We start from the raw sequence: 21,426 nt of genomic DNA, 5'->3' as shown, positions 1-21,426 counted from the left end.
TTGTTTAACACTAGTGCTAGTAATTAGTTACCATTATAATATTTCTTATAATTTTTTGGTTTTCATACTAAAATGCGCTCTTTGCACATTGACAGTAGTTCTTATGTTAAATAGTGGTGAAAAACAAAAAGGGTATGTATTTTTTATTGGTATAGGATATATTTTTGTTAATATATATGAGTTTGTTGGGGTTATATATGGAAAACGACAACTTTTTTCAGCCGATATGATTGTAGATGCTACATTGATTGAGTTAGTGGTATTTATTATAGCTATAAATTATATATCAAAGAATGACATTATTAATAAATATTTACTTAAAATAATCGTATTTAGCTTACTAATGATTGCAATTACATGTAGATTTAGTTCAAATGCAGTTATTTTAATGGTATTATTGAATCTGCTATTGATAATGTACATGTATATAAGGGGAAAAAATAATGAAAATGAAATAAGTGAAGAATTTGATAATGTAAAAAAAATGTTGATGCTAAGAACGGTTCATTGTGTTTGTATTTTTATTTATAGTTTTATGGGAGAGCAATATTATATAATAAAAGTGCTATCAGATACTGCTAGTATAATTCAAATATATTTGATTTATAAAATTATAATAAAGAAGAACTTAATAAATCCCTATTTAGATATACTTCAAAATAATGAAAAGATAGAGCATCAAAATATTGTGGAAAGTAACGCTAATGTTATACTCGAAAAAATGAAGGAACTTCAAGAGGGAATAAACGAAAAATTAGTTTATAAAGAAGAATTATATCAGTCTATATTAGAGTCTACACCAAATGGTATTGTAATTTTTGATAAAGATGGAGAAATTAAAGAGTATAATGAATCTTTTAGAAAAATAGTTAATAGTAAAGGAGATATGTTAGATGATATATCTAAAAATATTATGGACTATAGCAAATTTATTAAGAATGCAGTGGATGTATGTAAAGAAAAAATCAGTATTGATGATGAGATAATTACGAATAAAAATAAGATTTATAAATGTTCATATTATTTTAATAGCAAAGATGAAAGTTGCGTATGTAACTTATTAGATATTACTCAAGAAAAGAATATATCAAAGCAATTATTAAATTTAAAGGAAGAATACGAAGATTTAATTAATAATGTAGGTGTTCCGGTTTATATATTTGATGGAGAGGAAAATATCATAAATTATACTAAATCATATAAAGAATTTTTTGATCAAATTGATTTATACTTAGGTGAGGATAATGAAAATATTGATATAGATGAAAAAAATACATATAAGATATTCGAAGATGATTTAGATATTTATAATGAATCAAGAAGAATGACTAAAAAAGCTAAAGATGATAGTGAATTAAATAATGATGGGTATTTAAGATATAGAGTAATAGACCACTTAGGAAATATTCTATGGATAGAATCGAGAACGAAAATATTTTATGATCATAATAAAAAATTTATTTTAAAGAGCTACGATAATATTACTGAATATATAAAGGCAAAAGAATACTTAAAAAAAACTAACAAACTGTATGAATCATTATTAGATAGTGTTCCTGAAGCTATATACTTGGAGGACTTAGATAATAATACTTACGCTTTTGTAAATAAAAAATTCAAAGATATATTTGATATTAATGATAATGTCAGCGAACTTGGATTGTGCAGACAAGACTTAATGAGAGTACATCCAGAATATGAAGATATTTCTTTGGAAGGATTGGTCAGAATAAAAGATAATAAAATATCTGATTATGAGAACATAAAATACATAAATATGAGTGGAGAAATAATAGATTCAAAGTCTGCGAGTATTCCTTTTATGTTGGACAATAAGGTATATAAGCTTACTATAATAAAAGACATGAATGATATTAAAAACTTAGAAAATTTAAGAGTAAAAATTCAAGAAAGAAGAAAGATTGATAAAATGAAAATGGAGTTTTTTGTGAACATGTCTCATGAATTAAAGACTCCGCTAAATTTAATATTTACAAGTACTCAATTGATAGAAAATTTACTTGAACAAGGTAAGATAAATGATTTTGATAAGAAGATAAGTAAACATGTTAGTCTTACAAAGCAAAATAGTTATAGGCTGCTTAAAATAATAAGCGATTTAATAGATTTCACAAAGATGGAATCGGGATATTATAAGCTTAGAATGGAAAATAAAGATATTGTATCATTAGTTGAGGATATAACTATGTCTGTGGTTACATACGCAAAATCCAAAGATATAAATTTAATATTTGATACAGAGATAGAAGAATTGGTTATGTCAGTAGATATAAATGCAATTGAAAGAATATTATTAAATATTTTGTCTAATGCAATAAAGTTTACTGAGTCTGGAGGATATATTTATGTAAATCTGTTTGAAAAAGATAATAAGATTGACATAGAAATAAAAGATACAGGCATAGGAATAGAAGAAGATAAGATAAATTTAATTTTCGAAAGATTTAATAATGTTAATAAAGGATTTATTGGTAATGTTTATGGTAGTGGAATAGGGTTATCTATGGTGAAATCTATGATAAATTTAATTCAAGGAGAGATAAAGGTAGAAAGTAAGTATGGTGAGGGGACTAAGTTTACAATTACACTAAATATTAATGAATTAAATCAATGTAATTCTATACCGGATAAAGAATACTATAATAAAAATAACTCAAATGTAGAAAGATTAATAGTAGATATGACTGACATATATAATTAAATAATTAAGTAGGTGATAATATGGTTAAGCTAGGTAATGATTGGGATGAATTGTTAAAAGATGAATTTAGTAAAGAATATTATTTAAAATTAAGAAATTTTTTAATAAACGAGTATAACACACGAACAATATATCCTGACAGTCAGAATATATTTGAAGCATTAAAGCATACGTCATATAAGGATACAAAAGTATTGATATTAGGGCAAGACCCATATCATGGAGAGAATCAAGCGCATGGGTTAGCTTTTTCTGTTCAGCCTAATGTAAAAACTCCGCCATCTTTATTAAATATGTATAAAGAATTGAGAGATGATTTGAATTGTTTTATTCCTAACAATGGATATCTTATTCCTTGGGCGGATCAGGGAGTTTTACTATTAAATACAGTACTTACGGTAAGAGCTCATGAAGCTAATTCGCATAAGAACATAGGATGGGAGATATTTACGGATAAAGTGATTGAGCTTTTAAATGAAAGAAAAGATCCTGTTATATTTGTATTATGGGGAGCGAATGCAAGAAAGAAAAAAGAAATAATTGATAGTACTAAACACTATATACTGGAAGCCCCTCATCCAAGTCCATTATCAGCTTCAAGAGGATTTTTTGGATGTGGCCACTTCTCAAAAATTAATGAAATATTAGGAAATCTAAATAAAAAAACAGTTGATTGGCAGATACAAAATATATAGATTTAAAATATAAAATTTAATACAAAAATGTAACAAAAAAGTTACAACTTTAAAAGTGCTTAAATAGTTGGAAATACTAGATAAGCACTTTTTTTATTTTTTGTCAAGTTGACATATGATAACAAAATGGTTACAATTTAGTTACACAAAATAAAAATTTTAGAGGATTTATATATAAAATATTAAAGTTTTAAAAGGAGAAAAATTATGAATTTGAAAAATACAAAAACATTAAAAGTCTCGATTATGGCCGGTATATTATCAGTAGGATTATTAGCAGGAGTATACTCGGCATTAGAAAAAGAAGTTACTTTAGTAGTAAAGGGAGAAGAAAAGAAGGTTACTACTTTTAAAAGTAATGTAGAAGAACTTTTAAAAGAGCAAAATATAAAATATGATACTAACGATATAATAAGTGAAAAGCTAGATGCAAAGTTAAATGATAATATGAACGTAGAAGTTATCGATGTTACAACAGAAACTGTAAGAGAGGCAGAACAAGTTGATTTTGAAGTCCAATTTGTTGAAGATTCTAACTTAGAAAAAGGGACTACTAAAGTTCAACAAGAAGGAGTCGTTGGTTCTAAAGATCTTGTTTATACAGTGACATATCATAATGGGAAGCAAGTAGAAAAGAAATTTGTTGAGGAGAAAGTTGCTACAGAACCTCAAAATAAAATAGTTAAAAAAGGTACTAAAGTAGAAGTTCAAGTAGCTTCATCAAGAGGTGAAAGTACAAGAGCTAATGCTACAACTACATCATCTAACAAAACAAGTAACACAACAAATAGCTTAAGTAGTAAAGGTAAGCATATGAGCGTAGTCGCTACAGCTTATAGTGGCGATTCAGTTACATCTACTGGTACAACTCCTAAATGGGGAACGATAGCTGTAGATCCAAGTGTTATTCCATATGGAACAAAGGTTTATATACCTCAATTTGGTATGACATTCGTAGCAGAAGATACAGGTAGTGCAATAAAAGGAAATAAAATAGATATATTTATGCCAGATGCATCTAAGGTTAGTAGTTGGGGAAGAAAAACAATAGATATATATATTGTTGGATAATACAACATTTAAAAGGATATTTACAAATGTAAATATCCTTTTTGTGTATGAGGAATAAATATAAGGGTTCAAAAAATGGTTCTTTCATATAGAATAAAACTATATATAAAAAAATAATATTGCAAAATTCTATAAAACTATTGATTAAAAGATCAAAAAATGGTAATATAAATACATCAGGAAAAGCTTTATACCACGGGGGTGGATGGGTGCCGGTGTGCCCTCTAGTCTTCAAAACTAGTATGAGGGGTTAAGAGCCTCTTGGGTGGGTTCGATTCCCACGCACTCCCGCCATTAATTAAAAAAGAACTCTAATTGAGTTCTTTTTTTGCGTTATCTATTTCAACTATTTCAAAAAGATTATTTTTAGGATTCCATTGATAAATTTCTTTTATGATTTTTTTATCAATTTCAGTATATTCTTTAGAGTTATTAAGTAAAGATAGTTTTTCTTTACTTAAAGTTTTTGTGGTTATACATAAGATTCTTGGTAGATCGCCATCTAAAAAATCAATAGATGAGTTCTCTATTTCTTGCAAAGTATTATTATCTTCTTCATCCCTCATAGTTTTCGATATATAAATGTCTTTAGAAAAAATAGGTGAGTACTCATTATTTATATTGCTATATATTTCTAAAAACTTTCTTTCATTAAAATTAGCAGAAGTACTTATATCACTTTGTTCAATAATAAGAAAGTCATTATAAAAATAAAATTTATCGATAGAAGCTAATTTATCAATTATAAATGAAAACTTATATTCATCACTATTTATTTTGTCATAAAAGGCTATAAAAGAAACTTGTTGAGGTAAAGATAAGGTAAAAGCAACTTTGTTATCAGGTGCATTAGGTATGTTAGGAATAAAACTTACATTTATGTATTCTGCATATTTTATGAAATTATTTTTATTAGCATCTTTTAAAATGTTTACAATTAAATTATAATTATCATTATTGTGTATAAAAGTATTTGCATAAGAGACGGGTATTATATTAATAGTATTGTTGTATTTAATAAGTGATAGATTAGCGAATGCTAGTAAATTAATAATAACTAAAAAAGATAGCAGGCTTATTATTTTTTTCAAAAGAAACCTCCTTTCTAAATTGGATTTAATAGTAAAATATATTCTGCTTAATTAAAATAAATAACTATAGGAGAAAGATACGTATGGAAAAGAATTTTACAACTAGAACGGGATTAATAATAGGAGAAGATGGAGTCGAAAAATTAAAAGGAAAAAATGTAATTGTATTTGGAGTTGGTGGAGTTGGAAGTTTTGCTGCTGAAGCAATAGCAAGAGCAGGTGTTGGAAGTATGACAATAGTAGACTTTGATGATGTTGATATAACGAATATAAATAGACAATTGCCAGCACTGCATTCTACAGTTGGTAAATATAAAGTTGAAGTTATGAAAGAAAGAATTTTAGATATAAATCCAGATATTAATATTAAAGCAATAAGAGAAGTATACAATAAAGATACTAGTGAAAGCATACTTACAGAAGATTATGACTACGTTGTAGATGCCATTGACATGGTAACATCAAAAATACATTTAATAGAAACTTGTAAGGCTAAAAATTTAGAAATTATAAGTTCAATGGGTATGGGTAATAAATTAGATCCAACGAAAATAATTGTGACTGATGTACATAAAACTCATACTTGCCCATTAGCGAAGGTAATGAGAAGAGAATTAAAAGATAGAAGAATAAAAAAATTAAAGGTTGTTTACTCAACTGAGCAACCTCAAGAGTTGAAGAAGAGGATAATGAATGGTAAGAAAATTACTCCTGGAAGTGTGTCTTTTGTGCCGTCAGTAGGAGGTCTTATAATAGCTTCTGTTGTAATAAATGATTTATTGAATAGTTAATAATAAATGTAAAAGGAACAATAATTATTGTTCCTTTTAATTATATTTTTTCTTTGTAAATATTGATTCGCCGTCACTATAAAATACAAGGTCACCATTTAAATCTGTTCTGTATGTTAAAATATTAAAATTGCTTAGGTTATCTAAAGTGCCTTGGTGAGGATGACCGTATTGATTTTTATACCCACAAGAAATTGCTGCAACATCAGGTGTAGTTTGAGCTAAAAATTCAGGGTTTGTAGAGGAGCTACTTCCATGGTGGGCTACTTTTAAAAAATCCACATCATCTAATTGAAAATTATTTAATATATCCAGCTCATTGGATATTTCAGAATCTCCCGTAAATAAAAAAGATTTATCTTTAAAATTTAGCTTTAAGACAAGTGAATTTAAATTACTATCATCTTGTATATAAGAAGGGCTTAAAACTTCTAATAATATATTATCATCTATATTTATAAGATCTCCTTTATATAAGTAACTAATATCGATATTCTGAGAGTCACAAGACGTAATGAGATTATAAAAAGCGGTATGATCAGATGATGCTTCAGGCATATAAACATCATTTACCTGGAAGTTGTTAATAACGTAATCTAAGCTTCCTATGTGGTCAGTATCTGGGTGTGATGCAAATACCATATCGAGTTTCTTTATCTTCTCTTTTTTTAAATAACTCTTTAATATTCTTTCGCTATCCTCATCTCCTGAATCGATTAATATATTCTTTGAGCTCGGGGTTTTAATTAAAATACTATCGCCTTGTCCTACATCTATTATATGCACTGATAAAAGTTGCTCTTTGCCACAACTAGTAATAAATGGTATCATAGATAATATGATAATGATTATTATGGTCCTAAAAATAAAAATCACACCTTTCATTGTATGTTTAAGAAATAATTAGATGGGTAATATAAGTTATACAAAGTTATTATCTTTAAATTTTGACTAAAAAATATTAAAACATACAATATATTAACATATTATATTGAATACTAGTAACTATTAATTATGATGCTTACAGCAAAGTGTAAATTTATTAAGTGAGTATATATTAATAGTGTGAATTAATTTTATATATGGCAATGATGCAAAGAACGTGAACAATTTAGGAGGATATTATGGATTTTAAAGACATTACGATAGATTCGAAAAAAGAGCTACAACCATATTTTGATATGGTAGATTATGAAGCCTGTGAATATTGCTTTACAACATTATTTATGTGGCAGCATGTTTATAAAACAGGGTATTATATAGGAGAAGATTTTGCGGTAATAGTAGGGGAATATGAAGGAGATAGTTTCTCGATATTACCTTTAGCTAAAAGAGATAAGCTTTCTAAGGTAATTGATTTTGTAATAGAATATTTTGAAAAGGTGAATAAAAAAATATATTTAAGAGGAATTACAAAAGAAGTTAAGGAAATTTTAGAAAAAGATTATCCAAATAAATTTGACTATATAGAAGAGCGTGACTTATTTGATTATGTATATGATGCTGAAAGTCTAAGAACTTTAGCTGGTAGAAAAAATGTTAAGAAGAGGAATCATATAAATTCGTTTTTAAAAGAATATGAAGGTAGATATGAATATAAATTACTAGAAAAAGAACATTTTGATGAATGTTTAGAATTAATCAAAGAGTGGACTAGTAACAAAGAGGACAATGATAATTTAGATGAAGGAATTGACGATGAGCTTTTAGGAATCAAGAAATTATTTGCTAATTATGATTTAGTAAAAGACACATTAAAAATTGGTGGGATATTTATAGATAACAAACTAGAAGCTTTTACAATGGGAGAATTATTAAACCCTAATATGGCACTAGTTCATATAGAAAAAGCTAATCCTAATATTAGAGGTTTATATCCATATATTAATCAACATTTTTTAATTAATGAGTTTAATGATGTGGATTTTGTAAATAGAGAAGAAGATTTAGGAATACCGGGACTTAGAAAAGCTAAACTATCTTATCACCCTTGTAGATTTGTTGAAAAGTATACCGTTAGGGAGGCATAATATGAATATTAGATATGCTAGAGGTGAAGATTTAAAAAGTATAAAAGAAATATGGAGCTATTGTTTTAATGATGGCCCTACATTTATGGACTACTATTTTGGTAATAAGTATAATGAAAATAACACTGTTGTTGTTGAGGATAAAGAAGAAGTTGTTTCTTCTCTTCAGCTAAATCAATATAGAATAAAGTTAAACGATATAAGTTATGATACCTCATATGTAGTAGGTGTATCTACTTTTCCTCAAGTAAGAGGAAGAGGTTATATGAAAAATATAATGGATTTTATGTTAAAAGAGCTATACAGAAAAGGGCAGTTAGTATCTATACTTATGCCTATAGATTATAGATTATATAGAAAATATGGATATGAACATTGTTATGACCAAATAGAATACAAAATCGATATAGATGATTTAAGTAGATTTAAATTAAGTGGAAGTATGTGTAAAGTTAATTTTGATCATATTAAAGATATGATCGAAATTAACAATGAATTCTTAGCTGACGTAAATGGTAATGTTTTAAGAGATGAAAAGTATTATGAAAACTTATTTAAAGAGATAAATAGTGAAGGTGGACATGTATATATTAATAAAAATAAAGAGTATGAAGGATATATAATTTATTTTTTAAATGGAGACAAAATGTTTGTAAGGGAAATGTTTTATAAAAATATTGAATCTCTTAAGTCTATGTTAAAGTTTATTTATAATCACAATACACAGTGTAAGAGTGTTATTATATCAGCGCCAATAAATGATAAAATAAGGCTAGTATTAGATAATCCAAAAACTTGTGAAATAAAAATAAAGCCTTTTATGATGGGAAGGATAATAAACCTAAAAGAATACTTAGAAAGTTTGGAATTAAGTAATAATATTAACATTTCTGCTAATGTAAATATAGAAGATAAATTTATTCCTGAAAATGATGGATTGTTTAATATTAATGTGGAAAATGGAAAGGTTAGTGTTAAGAAAATAGATGGAAAAGAAAATATAACTTTTAGTATTAATACTATATCACAGATGGCTTTTTCGTATATAGATATAAAGGAAGCTTTAATACTAAATAATATAGATAAAAGTTATATAGATGAAGACTTAGTGGTTTTATTTAAGACTATATTTGATAAAAAAAATAATTATATTAATGAATATGTATAAAGAGATGCTTATGGCATCTTTTTTTGTTTAAAAAACATATTTATGAAGATAATCTAAATAAAAATATTGTTAGGAGGATTTATGAGAAGACCATTATTATTAATACTAATTATAATAATAGGCATATCATTTTTATATACGAATATAACATCTTTAGACACAACGAAAGATAAAGATATTATAATTATAGAAGGGGTAGTAAAGCAGGAGATTCAAAAGAAAAAGTATAATGAATATAAAATAGATAAATTCTTAATAAGGGACTATAGTAAGAATAAAGATATAAAAGTAGGTCAAATCATAAAAGTAACTGGTCAGTTTAACAGTCTAGACAAAATGAAATATGAAGACTTTGATTATGGAAGATATGTGAAAAGTACTGGATATAAAGGTATAATATACATAAAGAGTTATAAGGTTATAGGAAATAATATAATATATACCAATTTGGAAAATATAAAATCTTATATTAGAAATACGAGTAGATATTTATATAAGGCGAACTCGGATTTTATTAATTCATTATTTATAGGTGAAAAAGAACAACTAAGTGAAGAAGAAAAGGATATGTTCTCGAGAACTGGTACTAGCCATATAATTGCTATCTCAGGATTACATACAGGAATTATTTGCTCAATGATAGTTTTTATTATTAGGAATATAAATAAAATATACAAATTGTTAGTTTTATCATTAGTCATGTTTTTGTACTGTGTGATGGTTGGATTACCTCCATCAATAGTGAGAGCTATGGCATTCATTGTGATTTTATATCTATCGGTATTTTTAGATAAGAAAAAAGATTCTATATCAACATTATCGATGATTGGTATATTTTTAGTTATAAATAATCCTTATATTATATATAATGTTAGTTTTCAATTGTCTTTTTTGGCTACATTGTCTATAATATATTTCTATGGTTATATAAACAACATTATTAATTTTAAAGTTATTTCTTTAACACTAGCAGCAAATATTTTAACATTACCAATAGTATATTACAATTTCGGTGGAATACCAATGCTATCTATTATAAGTAATGTTATTATTGTGCCTTTTATAGGTGTTATAATGTACATGAGTATCGTAAGCTTACTTGTGTTTAAAATTAGTTTATATATAGCAAAAATAATCGCTTATATAAATATTCTAATAATAAATACTATATATTTTTTATTAGAAAAACTAAGTAGCTTAGATTTTGCTTACATAGAAATAGATAATCCAAAGGTATTTTATGTAATTTTATATTACATAGTAGTATTTTTATATATGATATATAAAGAATTACAGGTTATGAAGGAGCAGGAAAATGAACTACAAGGATATTATTAAAAACATTAAAGATAGAAATCTTGAAAAAATGTATCTTTTTCATGGTAGAGAATATTATCTTATAGATAACGGAGTAAAAGTAATAAAAGACAACTTAGAAGAAAGTATGCTAGACTTCAACCTAGATGTTATAGATGGAAAAGAAACTACTCTAGACCAAGTTATAAGCTCTATAGAGACACTTCCATTTATGGATGAAAAAAAAGTAGTAATAATTAAAGATTTTGAGCTATTAAAAGGAAAGAAAAAGAATTTTACTGACGCGGATGAAAAATATTTAATAGAGCATTTAGACAATATACCAGAAACTACAGTTATTGTATTTGTAGTATATGGAGAAATAGATAAAAGAAAGTCTTTAGTAAAAAAAATAGATAAGAAGGGTATAGTTTTTAATTGTGATAAATTATCCGATATGGATCTATTTAAATGGGTTAAAAAGCAATTTGAAGCTAATGAGGCCCATATAGATAACCCTCAAATAATGTATTTCATAGACCAAGAAGGATACAGAGATAAAAGTAGTGAAAAAACATTGTCTGATTTACAAAATGAGATAAATAAAATAAGTTCTTTTGTTGGTAAGGGAAATCAGGTAACTAATGAAATAATAGATAAATTATCTCAAAAGAAAGTTGAAAATGATATATTTAAGCTGATAGATTGCATAGGTGAAAAAAGATCATCCAATGCTATAAAAATATTAAATGATATGATACAAGAAGGAGAGTCAGTTCTTGGAATCTTTGCTATGATAGCTAAACAATTTAAAGTGGTTATTCAAGTAAGACAACTTCAAAATGAGGGATATACAACAAAAGTAATATCTGAAAAATTAAAAATACATCCTTTTGTTGCTGGTAAGGCTCTAAAACAAGCTATTAGTTTTAGTGATGATATAATAGTAGATATGTTAAATTATATTTTAGAAAGTGATTACAAGATAAAAAATGGATTAGTTAGAGATACTTTAGCTGTAGAAATGTTAGTAAGTAAATATTGTCAGAGAAAAATAAGTTAGTATATATTAGATAACAATAAAAAACCTAGATAAAATAGTAGAGTTTATACTATGTATCTAGGCTTTTTTTATATTAATTTAAATAGAGTTTTTATCACATTTAAAAAAGATAAATTTATTAAAATTAATAATTTGTGATAAAAAGATAAAAAACCCTTGATATGAATCAAGGGTTAATATCTATTGAGAAATATAAACGGTTAATTAAGCGTTCATTCCGTTTAATTTTTGAGCTAACTTAGCTACTTTTCTAGCTGCAGCGTTCTTGTGTATAGTTCCTTTAGAAGCTACTTGGTATATTCTCTTTTGAGCATATTGGAACTTAGCAACAGCCTCTTCTCTGTTACCTGCAGTAACAGCTTCTTCGAATCTTCTTATTGCAGTTTTAACTTGAGATTTTCTAGCTCTATTTAAAGCAGTTTTCTTTTCGATAACTTTTATTCTCTTCTTAGCTGATTTTATGTTTGCCACCGTGTTCACCCCCTCGTGTGTGTTTTTATTATATTCATCGTCAACATATTAGATTTTAACAGAAATAAATCTAAAAATCAAGGATAATTATTTATTACTTTATATAAATTTTAACCTTATATAACATTTGTTACTTTTGACTTTTTAGATTATAACCTATATAAAAATAATTTACAACATAGAACTTAATTATTCAAAGATTTGTAAATTTATAATTTTTAGTTATAAAATACTAAAAAATGTTAACAATTATAAATATCTTTAAGATAATACGTGGAGGTTAATATGTTTAAAATTAGGACGGATCTAGCTTTAGAAGCGAAAGAAATGTATCAAGAGAGTGCAGATAAGACTAATGAAATACCAGGAGTTAAAATAGAAAACAAAGAATTTGAAAATTGTATAGTAACGAAAGTTGAAATAATAGATGAACAAGGATCACAAATAATGAATAAGGGTATTGGAAAATACGTAACCTTAGAAAGTAATTTAATGAAATTCGATGATGATGAATCTAGAGAGGAAATGATAGCTTATCTTAAAGATGAGTTGGTAGACATACTTGGAATGGACAAAACTAAAAAAACATTAGTTATTGGTTTAGGAAACTGGAATATTACATCTGACGCCCTAGGACCAAAATCTGTATCAAAAACACTTGTAACAAGACATATATTTAAAAATTACAATAAAGACTATGATGATGATTTTACTGAGGTTGCAGGATTAAGTCCAGGGGTTATGGGAATAACTGGTATAGAAACTGGAGAAATAGTGAAATCTATTGTTGATAGAATAAAGCCAGATAGAGTGATAGCAATAGATGCTTTGGCATCAAGAAAAATGGAAAGAGTAAATGCTACAATACAAATCTCAACAGCAGGAATAGCACCTGGTGGAGGTGTAGGTAATAAAAGACAAGCATTAAATAAAGAATATTTAGGCGTAGATGTTATAGCAATAGGAGTACCTACAGTAGTAGATGCAGCTACTCTTGCTAATGATGTATTAGATGTAGCAATAGATAACTTAATGTCTCAATCAGAAGAATCAGAAAACTTTTATAATATGTTAAAGAAACTTAAAGAAGAAGAAAAATATATGCTAATAAGGGATTCTCTTGATCCATATGATAAAAACTTAGTTGTAACACCAAAGGATATAGATGAGACAATCGAAAATTTATCAGTAATAATTAGTGAAGGATTAAATAGATCTCTTCATCCAGGTAGGATCACCAAATAAGGAGGAAAAAGAATGTTAAAAAAACGCATAAGAGCTACAGCTATAATTTGCGTGCTTATTTGTATTTTACCAACAATATCTTGTGCACTAGATAAAGACGAATTTATAAAATTCCTTATAAATTCATCATATCCGGAGACTAAAAATCAAAATCCTGTAGATATCAATAAAGATGATACTAGTGAGAGTAAAAAACAAGATAAGGTTGAAAAAGAAGATAAAAGTAAAAATAATGAGGAGCAAGATGATTATATAAAAGTTCATATTGGTGAAGAAAATTTACCTAATATAAATACATCTAATGAAAGTAAGCAAGTAGCAAGTAGTGAATATAAAAATGATTTAAGAATTACAAAGGAAAAACCTAGCATATTGATATATCACACTCATAGTACTGAAGCATATTCAAATTATCCAGAAAACAATTATAAGTCTACAGATAAAAATAAATCTGTAATGTCAGTTGGTAGTGTATTAACAGATGAATTAAGTAAAAAAGGTTGGGGAGTAGCCCACACTACTAAGTATAATGATTCATCATATAATGATTCTTATCCGACTAGTTTGAAGACAATACAGGATATTAAATCAAATTATGATTCAATAAAAATAGCAATAGACTTACATAGAGACGCAAGGACTCTGGATACTGCGGAAATTAAGAAAACACAACATGAAAATTTTACAACAACTATAAATGGAGAAAAAGTAGCTAAATTTTTCTTTGTAGTTGGTGCAAAAAATGAAAATGTAAATGAAATTAAAGCTTTAGCTGAAGATATAACGAAGCTTGCGGAATCAAAATATCCAGGAATAACAATGCCTGTAATGGTAAAGCCTTATGGTAAGTATAATCAATTTGTAGCAGAAAACCATATGTTAGTAGAAGTAGGAAGTAATGCTACAAGTATACAAGAGGCACAAGCATCAGCAAAATATATCGCTAATATATTAGATGAATACTTTAAAGAATATAAATAGAGAGTAAATAGTAGGATATTATAATGAGTCGATTAGAAAAGACTTTAGAAAAAAAATCTAAGAAAAAGAAATTTAGAACAATTAGTAAAGTAATATTTATATTTTTCTTAGTTATAAATGCGATGATTTGTGTTTTAGTAATAGATATAAATGCAAAAAAAATGTTAGGACAAGAAATTAAAATACAAGATACTATAAATAGCGCGAAAACTTATATAGAGAATGCTATGGAGAATATTGATAACTTATCAGAAAGTATTAAGGCTCAAATAAAAAGATAATAAGAGTAAGGCTTATTGAAAAATAGGTCTTATTTTTTTGTTTATTGGAAATTATATAAAATATATAGATAATAATGTATTAAAATTTACAATTATAAAGTAACTTATATTTACATAAAAGAGGATATATTATAAAATAAAAGTTATGATAATAATCATAAAGGAGGAAATAAGGTGGACAACAAACAAAGTAGAACTAGGAATTTTAGTATAATAGCGCATATAGATCATGGTAAGTCTACCTTAGCTGATAGATTAATACAGAAGACAGGGCTTGTTAGTGATAGAGAAATGAAAGATCAGTTATTAGATAACATGGATCTTGAAAGAGAAAGAGGAATCACAATAAAGCTTCAAAACATTAGATTAGTGTATAAAGCTAAGGATGGAAATGAATATTACTTAAATCTAATAGATACTCCAGGACACGTAGACTTTAACTATGAGGTATCTAGAAGTTTAGCAGCTTGTGAAGGAGCATTATTAGTAGTGGATGCGGCGCAAGGTGTTGAAGCACAAACTTTAGCTAATGTTTATTTAGCTCTAGATCAAGATTTAGAAATATTACCAGTAATAAATAAGATAGATCTTCCAAGTGCGAGACCAGACGAAATAAAGCAAGAAATAGAAGATATAATAGGACTTGATGCAAGTGAAGCACCATTAATATCTGCTAAGAGCGGTTTAAATATTGAGGATGTACTAGAAGCGATAGTAGAAAAGGTACCTGCACCTACAGGTGACAAGGAAGCTCCTTTAAAGGCTTTAATATTCGACTCATACTATGATGCATACAAAGGTGTTGTAGCATATGTTAGAGTATTCGAAGGAACTGTTAAAAAAGGTATGACAATAAAAATGATGAATACTAACAAGAAGTTTGAAGTAACTGAAGTTGGTGTTATGGCTCCAGGGCAAAGAGAACTTGATGAACTTACTGCTGGAGATGTTGGATATATAGCGGCGAGTATAAAAGATATAAGAAGTTGTCATGTTGGTGATACGATAACTGATGCAAATAACCCGACTGACCTTGCAATGGCAGGATATAAAAAAGCTACACCGATGGTATACTGTGGTATATATCCAGGTGAAGGTGAAAAGTATGAAAACGTAAGAGATGCACTTGAAAAAATGCAAATAAATGACGCGGCATTAGAGTTTGAAGCTGAAACTTCAGCAGCGTTAGGATTTGGTTTTAGATGTGGTTTCTTAGGATTACTTCATATGGAAATAATACAAGAAAGATTAGAAAGAGAATACGACTTAAGTCTTGTAACAACAGCTCCTTCTGTTATATATAGAGTAACTAAAACTGATGGAGAAGTAGTAATGATACAAAATCCTACTAACTTACCAGAAGTATCTGAAATAAATATGATAGAAGAACCTATAGTTAAAGGTGATATAATAGTTCCTAAAGATTATGTTGGTGTAGTTATGGAACTTTGCCAAGAGAGACGTGGAACTATGATAAACATGGAGTACATAGATGATAAGAGAGTAATGCTACATTATGATCTTCCTCTTAACGAAGTTGTTTATGATTTCTTTGATGCTTTAAAGTCAAGAACAAGAGGTTATGGATCTCTAGATTATGAAATAAAAGGATACACTCCTTCTAAGCTTGTTAAGCTAGATATATTAATAAATAAAGAACAAGTTGATGCACTTAGCTTTATAGTACATGAAAGTCGTGCTTACCATAGAGGAAAAGCTATGTGTGAAAAACTTAAAAATGAAATACCAAGACATCAATTTGCTGTGCCTATCCAAGCTGCAGTAGGTAACAAAGTAGTTGCTAGAGAAACTATAAGTGCACTTAGAAAAGACGTTCTTGCTAAGTGTTACGGAGGAGATATATCTCGTAAGAAGAAACTTCTTGAAAAGCAAAAAGAAGGTAAGAAACGTATGAGACAAATAGGATCTGTAGAAGTTCCTCAAAAAGCATTTATGTCAGTATTAAAATTAGATGAATAATACTAAAAAAGTCAAGGTTTAAAAAACTTTGGCTTTTTGGTTTTTTTGTTAATATTATTATTTGATTGTTGTTGAATGATGTTATATATATACAATTTTAAATAATTAAAAACAACTTGGGAATAATATTAAAATAAAGTTATATGAATCATTTTTGATCATAAATTAAGGAGGGTTTACATGAGTAATCAACTAAAAAAAACACTAGGCTTGTCAGCTGCCCTTTCTACAGTTGTAGGTATGGTTATAGGTTCAGGAGTATTCTTCAAACCACAAGCTATATATACTGCTACTAATGGAGCACCAGGACTTGGTATAATAGCGTGGATATTAGGTGGAATAATAACTATTACAGCAGGTCTAACTGCAGCAGAAGTATCTGCAGCAATACCTAGAACTGGTGGTATGATGGTTTATATTGAAGAAATATACGGAAAAAAATTAGGATTTTTAACTGGTTGGATGCAAACAGTTTTATTCTTCCCAGGTACAATTGCAGCATTAGCAGTGATATTTGCTAAGCAAGTTGCAGAGTTATTAGGCTATAATGCAGGAAACATGTCAGTGGTACTTCCTGTAGCAATTGCAATAATATTATTTTTAGCATTATTAAACACTATAGGATCTTCAATGGGAGGTGCTATACAAACTGTATCTACAGTAGCGAAATTATTACCTTTAATATTAATAATGGTATTTGGATTTATAAAAGGAAATGGAAATCCTGTACTTGAACCGATGGTAGGATCTGGAGTAACAGTAACAGTAACAGGAGCAGTAGGACAAGTATTAATAGCGACTTTATTCGCATATGATGGATGGATAAATGTTGGTGCAATAGCTGGAGAAATGAAAAATCCTGATAAGGACTTACCAAGAGCTATTGTAGGTGGATTATCTATAGTTATGGCAGTATATATAATAATAAATCTAGCATATTTATGGGTAGCCCCAGCTGGTGAGTTAGCTACTGCTACAGCGCCTGCAGCATTAGTTGCAACAAAAATATTTGGAGATATAGGTGGTAAAATAATAACTGTTGGTATACTAATATCTGTATTTGGAACACTAAATGGATATTTATTAACAGGACCAAGAGTACCATATACATTAGCTAAACAAAATACATTACCATTTAGTTCTAAGTTTGAAAAATTAAACAAAGGTGGAGTTCCGGCTAATGCAATATGGTTAGTAGCGATATTAGCATGTTTATATGCATTATCTGGTCAATTCAATCTTTTAACGGACTTAACAGTATTTATAATTTGGGTATTCTACGTATTAACATTTATAGGTGTTATGAAGCTTAGAAAAGAACAACCGAACTTAAATAGACCTTATAGAGTGCCTCTATATCCAATAATACCGCTAATAGCAATAGCTGGTGGATTATTTGTAATAGTAAATCAACTTTTTACTGCTACAGCAATAGCATTAGGTGGTATAGTTGTAACTCTAATAGGTATACCAGTATATTCATATATGAGTAAAAAATAGATAAAAACTAATATAGGATATCTCACATAAATATAATTTGATGAGATATCCTATTTCTTTTAATCAAATACTATAGAAAGTTTATCTATAATAGGTTAATGTATTTATATAGTAAGAATATAGTGATTGATTTTTAATCAATAGAGGAAAGAGGGCTAATATGTTAGGATTATATGTACATATACCATTTTGTATAAGTAAATGTAAATACTGTGATTTTAATTCGTACAAAATGAACAAAATGTCTAAGGAAACTTATTTAAGTGATTTAAAGATAGAAATGTCTATGTATAAAAATGAATTAGAAAAAAATAATATTAAAGATGAAATTAGCAGTGTATTTTTGGGTGGAGGTACACCTAGTATATTAAGTGGCGAAGAATTAAAAGAGATATTTAAAAATATCTATGAAAATTTTAATATAAAAGAAGATGCAGAAATAACAATAGAATGTAATCCTGGTACCATTACAAAAGAAAAGCTATTAGCTATGAAAGAAATAGGAATAAATAGACTTAGTATAGGATTACAAGCAGTACAAAATCACCATCTAGAAAATATTGGTAGGATACATACGTATGAAGAGTTTGAAAAAAACTATAAAGAAGCTATTGAAGTCGGATTTGATAATATAAATATAGATCTTATGTATTGTTTACCAAATCAAAGTATTGATGATTGGAAGGAAACATTAGAAAAAATTATAACATTAAATCCATCACATATTTCGGCATATTCTCTTATATTAGAAGAGGGTACACAGCTATATGATATGTATGAAAAAAATGAGTTTGAGTTAATTGACGAAGATACAGATATTAATCTTTATAACCATACAATAGAATATCTAAAGGAGAAAGGTTATTATCAGTATGAAATTTCAAATTATGCAAAACCTAATAAAGAGTGTAAACATAATATTTTATATTGGAAGTGTGACTCATACATTGGATTAGGTCCTGGTGCTTCTGGGTATTTAAATAATGTAAGATATAACAATGTAGAGGGGTTAAGTGATTATCATGAGAAAATCATGAATAATGAAAAGCCAATAGACCATAAAGAAAATTTAAGTAATGAAGATAAGATACAAGAAAAAATATTTATGGGACTAAGAATGAACGAAGGTATAAAATATGAAGACTTTAAAAATCAATTTAATATTGATTTTAAAAATAAATATGAAAGTCAAATAGATAAATTAACACAAAGAAATTTAATAAAAGAAAGTAAAGATGGAATAAAGCTTACGCAAAAAGGCAGAGAAATCTCAAATAGTGTATTTGTAGAATTTATATAATATCTTAAAAGTGTTGACAAAATAAATTTATAGTGGTATATAATATATATAATCTTTTTAGCACTCGGAAAAAGTGAGTGCTAACAGCGAGGAGGTGCTATATGGAACTAAATGAAAGAAAACTTAATATCCTCAAAGCGATAGTTAAAGATTATATAGAAACAGCAGAAGCTGTAGGGTCTAGAACTATATCAAAAAAACATGATTTAGGGATTAGTGCTGCTACCATTAGAAATGAAATGGCTGACTTAGAAGAGTTAGGTTATCTTATTCAACCGCATACTTCAGCTGGTAGAGTACCTTCGGAAAAAGGCTATAAGTTATATGTAGATTTATTAATGGCTCAAAGTGAGTTAAGCTTACAAGAGAAGGTATTAATAGAGAAAGCCGTACAAGACAACGTAAATCATATAAAAGATTTAATTCATGAGACCTCTAAGCTATTATCTCAGCTTACTAACTATACTACTGTTGCTGTAACAAAAAGTATGACAAACCACAGTATAATTAAGCATATACAGTTAGTTTCAATGAATGATAATAATATATTGCTTATAGTAGTTACGGATAAGGGAGATATAAAAAATGCTAATTTAGCTACAAATGTTTATTTAGATCAATCTAAATTAAATTTAATCTCTGATAATCTTACTAAAAAACTTTCAGGGAAGACTATAACAGATTTAGATGATAGATTAATAGCATTTATTAAATATGAAATAAGTGAGTATTCTGCATTAATAGATGAGCTTGTAGATGCATTAAACTTTAATATGTCAGATGAAGACCTTGCAGTAACTTTAAATGGAGCTACTAATATATTCAGTTATCCTGAATTCAATGATGTAATAAAGGCCAGATCTTTCTTGAATATGCTTGAACAAAAAGAAACAGTGGCACAAATGATTAAATCAAAAGGAATTCAAAAAGATAATGTTAATATAATTATAGGTAGTGATAATGAATGTAATGTTGCTAAAGATTGTAGTATTGTAACAGCAACTTATAATATAGGCTCTGACATGATGGGACGGATAAGCTTTATAGGTCCTACAAGAATGGATTATGCCAAAATTTATGCAATAATCAACTACATGAGCTTATTGCTTAATAAAAAATAAACTGAGGGGTGTAGTATCTTGGAAGAAAAAAATATACATCAAGAAGAAATAAATGAAGAAAAAGATACTTCAATTAATGAGGAGCCAAAGGCTGAAGAAGTTAATGAAGAAGTAAATGAAGAAACTAGTAATGATGATAATGTTAGAGACATAAACTCAAAACTTGAAGAAAAAAAGCTACAAGATGAGTTAGATGAAGTTAACGAACAATATCAAAGATTACAGGCTGAATATGCAAACTATAGAAGAAGAACTCAACAAGAGAAAGAAACGATAGGATTATTTGCAAATGAAAAGATAGTAACTGACTTAGTGCCAGTTATAGATAGTATGGAAAGAGCTCTTGAAGCTTGTGAAGATAAAGAAAATAGCATGTATAAAGGTATAGACCTTGTACACAAGCAGTTATTAAGTACACTTACAAAATTTGGTGTTGAAGAAATAGAAGCTCAAGATCAAGATTTTGATCCAAATCTACATTTAGCAGTAATGCAAGAAAGTGTAGATGGAGTAGAACCAAACAAAGTAGTAATGGTTCTTCAAAAAGGATATAAGCTAGGAACTAAAATAGTAAGACCTACTATGGTAAAAGTTTCTTGCTAGTTAAAATAAATTAAAAA

The 21,426-nt window shown here is 27.6% G+C and carries 19 protein-coding genes and 1 tRNA gene; 17 read left to right on the top strand and 3 right to left on the bottom strand.

Features of this window, described 5'->3' with window-relative positions; genetic code table 11:
* Nucleotides 1-103 precede the first annotated feature (103 nt).
* The 4 genes from ACI48P_RS13230 (at nucleotide 104) to ACI48P_RS13215 (ending at nucleotide 4,782) form a co-directional block, all read left to right on the top strand.
* Nucleotides 104-2,722, top strand: coding sequence for a sensor histidine kinase (locus tag ACI48P_RS13230; protein WP_475216423.1), 2,619 nt, complete (start codon nucleotides 104-106; stop codon nucleotides 2,720-2,722).
* 20 nt (nucleotides 2,723-2,742) lie between these two features.
* Entirely contained in the window at nucleotides 2,743-3,417 is a 675-nt protein-coding gene (locus tag ACI48P_RS13225) for a uracil-DNA glycosylase (RefSeq protein WP_475216421.1), read from the top strand.
* Between the two features lie 207 nt (nucleotides 3,418-3,624).
* Nucleotides 3,625-4,488 (top strand): G5 domain-containing protein, encoded by an 864-nt coding sequence (locus tag ACI48P_RS13220; RefSeq protein WP_475216419.1) that lies wholly within the window; start codon nucleotides 3,625-3,627, stop codon nucleotides 4,486-4,488.
* 197 nt (nucleotides 4,489-4,685) lie between these two features.
* A tRNA-Sec gene (locus tag ACI48P_RS13215) sits at nucleotides 4,686-4,782 on the top strand.
* A gap of 17 nt (nucleotides 4,783-4,799) precedes the next feature.
* Here ACI48P_RS13215 and ACI48P_RS13210 read toward each other — a convergent pair.
* Nucleotides 4,800-5,579 (bottom strand): hypothetical protein, encoded by a 780-nt coding sequence (locus ACI48P_RS13210; protein ID WP_475216417.1) that lies wholly within the window; start codon nucleotides 5,577-5,579, stop codon nucleotides 4,800-4,802.
* 83 nt (nucleotides 5,580-5,662) lie between these two features.
* Here ACI48P_RS13210 and ACI48P_RS13205 point away from each other — a divergent pair, with 83 nt between their 5' ends.
* The gene (locus ACI48P_RS13205; protein ID WP_475216415.1) at nucleotides 5,663-6,370 is read left to right on the top strand and encodes a tRNA threonylcarbamoyladenosine dehydratase; all 708 of its coding nucleotides are present in this window, start codon (nucleotides 5,663-5,665) and stop codon (nucleotides 6,368-6,370) included.
* Between the two features lie 36 nt (nucleotides 6,371-6,406).
* Here the strand turns inward: ACI48P_RS13205 and ACI48P_RS13200 are convergent, their stop codons facing one another.
* Nucleotides 6,407-7,156 carry a ComEC/Rec2 family competence protein gene (locus ACI48P_RS13200; protein ID WP_475216414.1) on the bottom strand — a complete coding sequence of 250 codons (750 nt, stop codon included), beginning with the start codon at nucleotides 7,154-7,156 and terminating at the stop codon, nucleotides 6,407-6,409.
* A gap of 338 nt (nucleotides 7,157-7,494) precedes the next feature.
* On the opposite strand from ACI48P_RS13200, the gene ACI48P_RS13195 reads away from it, so the two are divergent.
* The 4 genes from ACI48P_RS13195 to holA all read left to right on the top strand — a co-directional run bounded on the left by ACI48P_RS13195 (nucleotide 7,495) and on the right by holA (nucleotide 11,927).
* Entirely contained in the window at nucleotides 7,495-8,400 is a 906-nt protein-coding gene (locus ACI48P_RS13195) for a DUF2156 domain-containing protein (protein ID WP_475216412.1), read from the top strand.
* A gap of 1 nt (nucleotide 8,401) precedes the next feature.
* Nucleotides 8,402-9,568, top strand: a complete 1,167-nt coding sequence (locus ACI48P_RS13190; protein ID WP_475216410.1) for a GNAT family N-acetyltransferase — start codon at nucleotides 8,402-8,404, stop codon at nucleotides 9,566-9,568.
* An 81-nt stretch (nucleotides 9,569-9,649) separates the two neighbouring features.
* A complete protein-coding gene (locus tag ACI48P_RS13185; protein WP_475216408.1) occupies nucleotides 9,650-10,906 on the top strand; it encodes a ComEC/Rec2 family competence protein in 1,257 nt (418 codons plus the stop codon).
* Nucleotides 10,884-11,927 carry a DNA polymerase III subunit delta gene (gene holA / locus ACI48P_RS13180; protein ID WP_475216406.1) on the top strand — a complete coding sequence of 348 codons (1,044 nt, stop codon included), beginning with the start codon at nucleotides 10,884-10,886 and terminating at the stop codon, nucleotides 11,925-11,927. Before ACI48P_RS13185 ends, holA begins: the two co-directional genes overlap by 23 nt.
* A gap of 204 nt (nucleotides 11,928-12,131) precedes the next feature.
* Here holA and rpsT read toward each other — a convergent pair whose 3' ends face one another.
* On the bottom strand, nucleotides 12,132-12,398 hold the full coding sequence (gene rpsT / locus ACI48P_RS13175) for a 30S ribosomal protein S20 (RefSeq protein WP_475216404.1): 267 nt from the start codon (nucleotides 12,396-12,398) through the stop codon (nucleotides 12,132-12,134).
* Between the two features lie 285 nt (nucleotides 12,399-12,683).
* Here rpsT and gpr point away from each other — a divergent pair, with 285 nt between their 5' ends.
* From gpr to grpE, 8 genes are all read left to right on the top strand, one after another.
* The gene (gene gpr / locus ACI48P_RS13170) at nucleotides 12,684-13,643 is read left to right on the top strand and encodes a GPR endopeptidase (protein ID WP_475216403.1); all 960 of its coding nucleotides are present in this window, start codon (nucleotides 12,684-12,686) and stop codon (nucleotides 13,641-13,643) included.
* Between the two features lie 12 nt (nucleotides 13,644-13,655).
* The gene (gene spoIIP, locus ACI48P_RS13165; protein ID WP_475216401.1) at nucleotides 13,656-14,624 is read left to right on the top strand and encodes a stage II sporulation protein P; all 969 of its coding nucleotides are present in this window, start codon (nucleotides 13,656-13,658) and stop codon (nucleotides 14,622-14,624) included.
* 23 nt (nucleotides 14,625-14,647) lie between these two features.
* Nucleotides 14,648-14,905, top strand: a complete 258-nt coding sequence (locus ACI48P_RS13160; protein ID WP_475216399.1) for a hypothetical protein — start codon at nucleotides 14,648-14,650, stop codon at nucleotides 14,903-14,905.
* Nucleotides 14,906-15,079: 174 nt separating this feature from the next.
* Complete coding sequence (gene lepA / locus ACI48P_RS13155; RefSeq protein WP_475216397.1) at nucleotides 15,080-16,885, top strand: translation elongation factor 4; 1,806 nt, start codon at nucleotides 15,080-15,082, stop codon at nucleotides 16,883-16,885.
* 180 nt (nucleotides 16,886-17,065) lie between these two features.
* Nucleotides 17,066-18,385: an APC family permease gene (locus ACI48P_RS13150; RefSeq protein WP_475216395.1), complete on the top strand. Its 1,320-nt coding sequence runs from the start codon at nucleotides 17,066-17,068 to the stop codon at nucleotides 18,383-18,385.
* A 160-nt stretch (nucleotides 18,386-18,545) separates the two neighbouring features.
* Nucleotides 18,546-19,685, top strand: coding sequence for a radical SAM family heme chaperone HemW (gene hemW, locus ACI48P_RS13145; RefSeq protein WP_475216393.1), 1,140 nt, complete (start codon nucleotides 18,546-18,548; stop codon nucleotides 19,683-19,685).
* Nucleotides 19,686-19,786: 101 nt separating this feature from the next.
* Nucleotides 19,787-20,806 (top strand): heat-inducible transcriptional repressor HrcA, encoded by a 1,020-nt coding sequence (hrcA, locus tag ACI48P_RS13140; protein ID WP_475216391.1) that lies wholly within the window; start codon nucleotides 19,787-19,789, stop codon nucleotides 20,804-20,806.
* An 18-nt stretch (nucleotides 20,807-20,824) separates the two neighbouring features.
* The gene (gene grpE, locus ACI48P_RS13135; protein ID WP_475216390.1) at nucleotides 20,825-21,409 is read left to right on the top strand and encodes a nucleotide exchange factor GrpE; all 585 of its coding nucleotides are present in this window, start codon (nucleotides 20,825-20,827) and stop codon (nucleotides 21,407-21,409) included.
* Nucleotides 21,410-21,426 lie beyond the last annotated feature (17 nt).

The sequence above is a fragment of the Romboutsia sp. LXY-2 genome (assembly GCF_056171995.1).
This window is presented reverse-complemented; position numbering and strand designations above follow the sequence as displayed.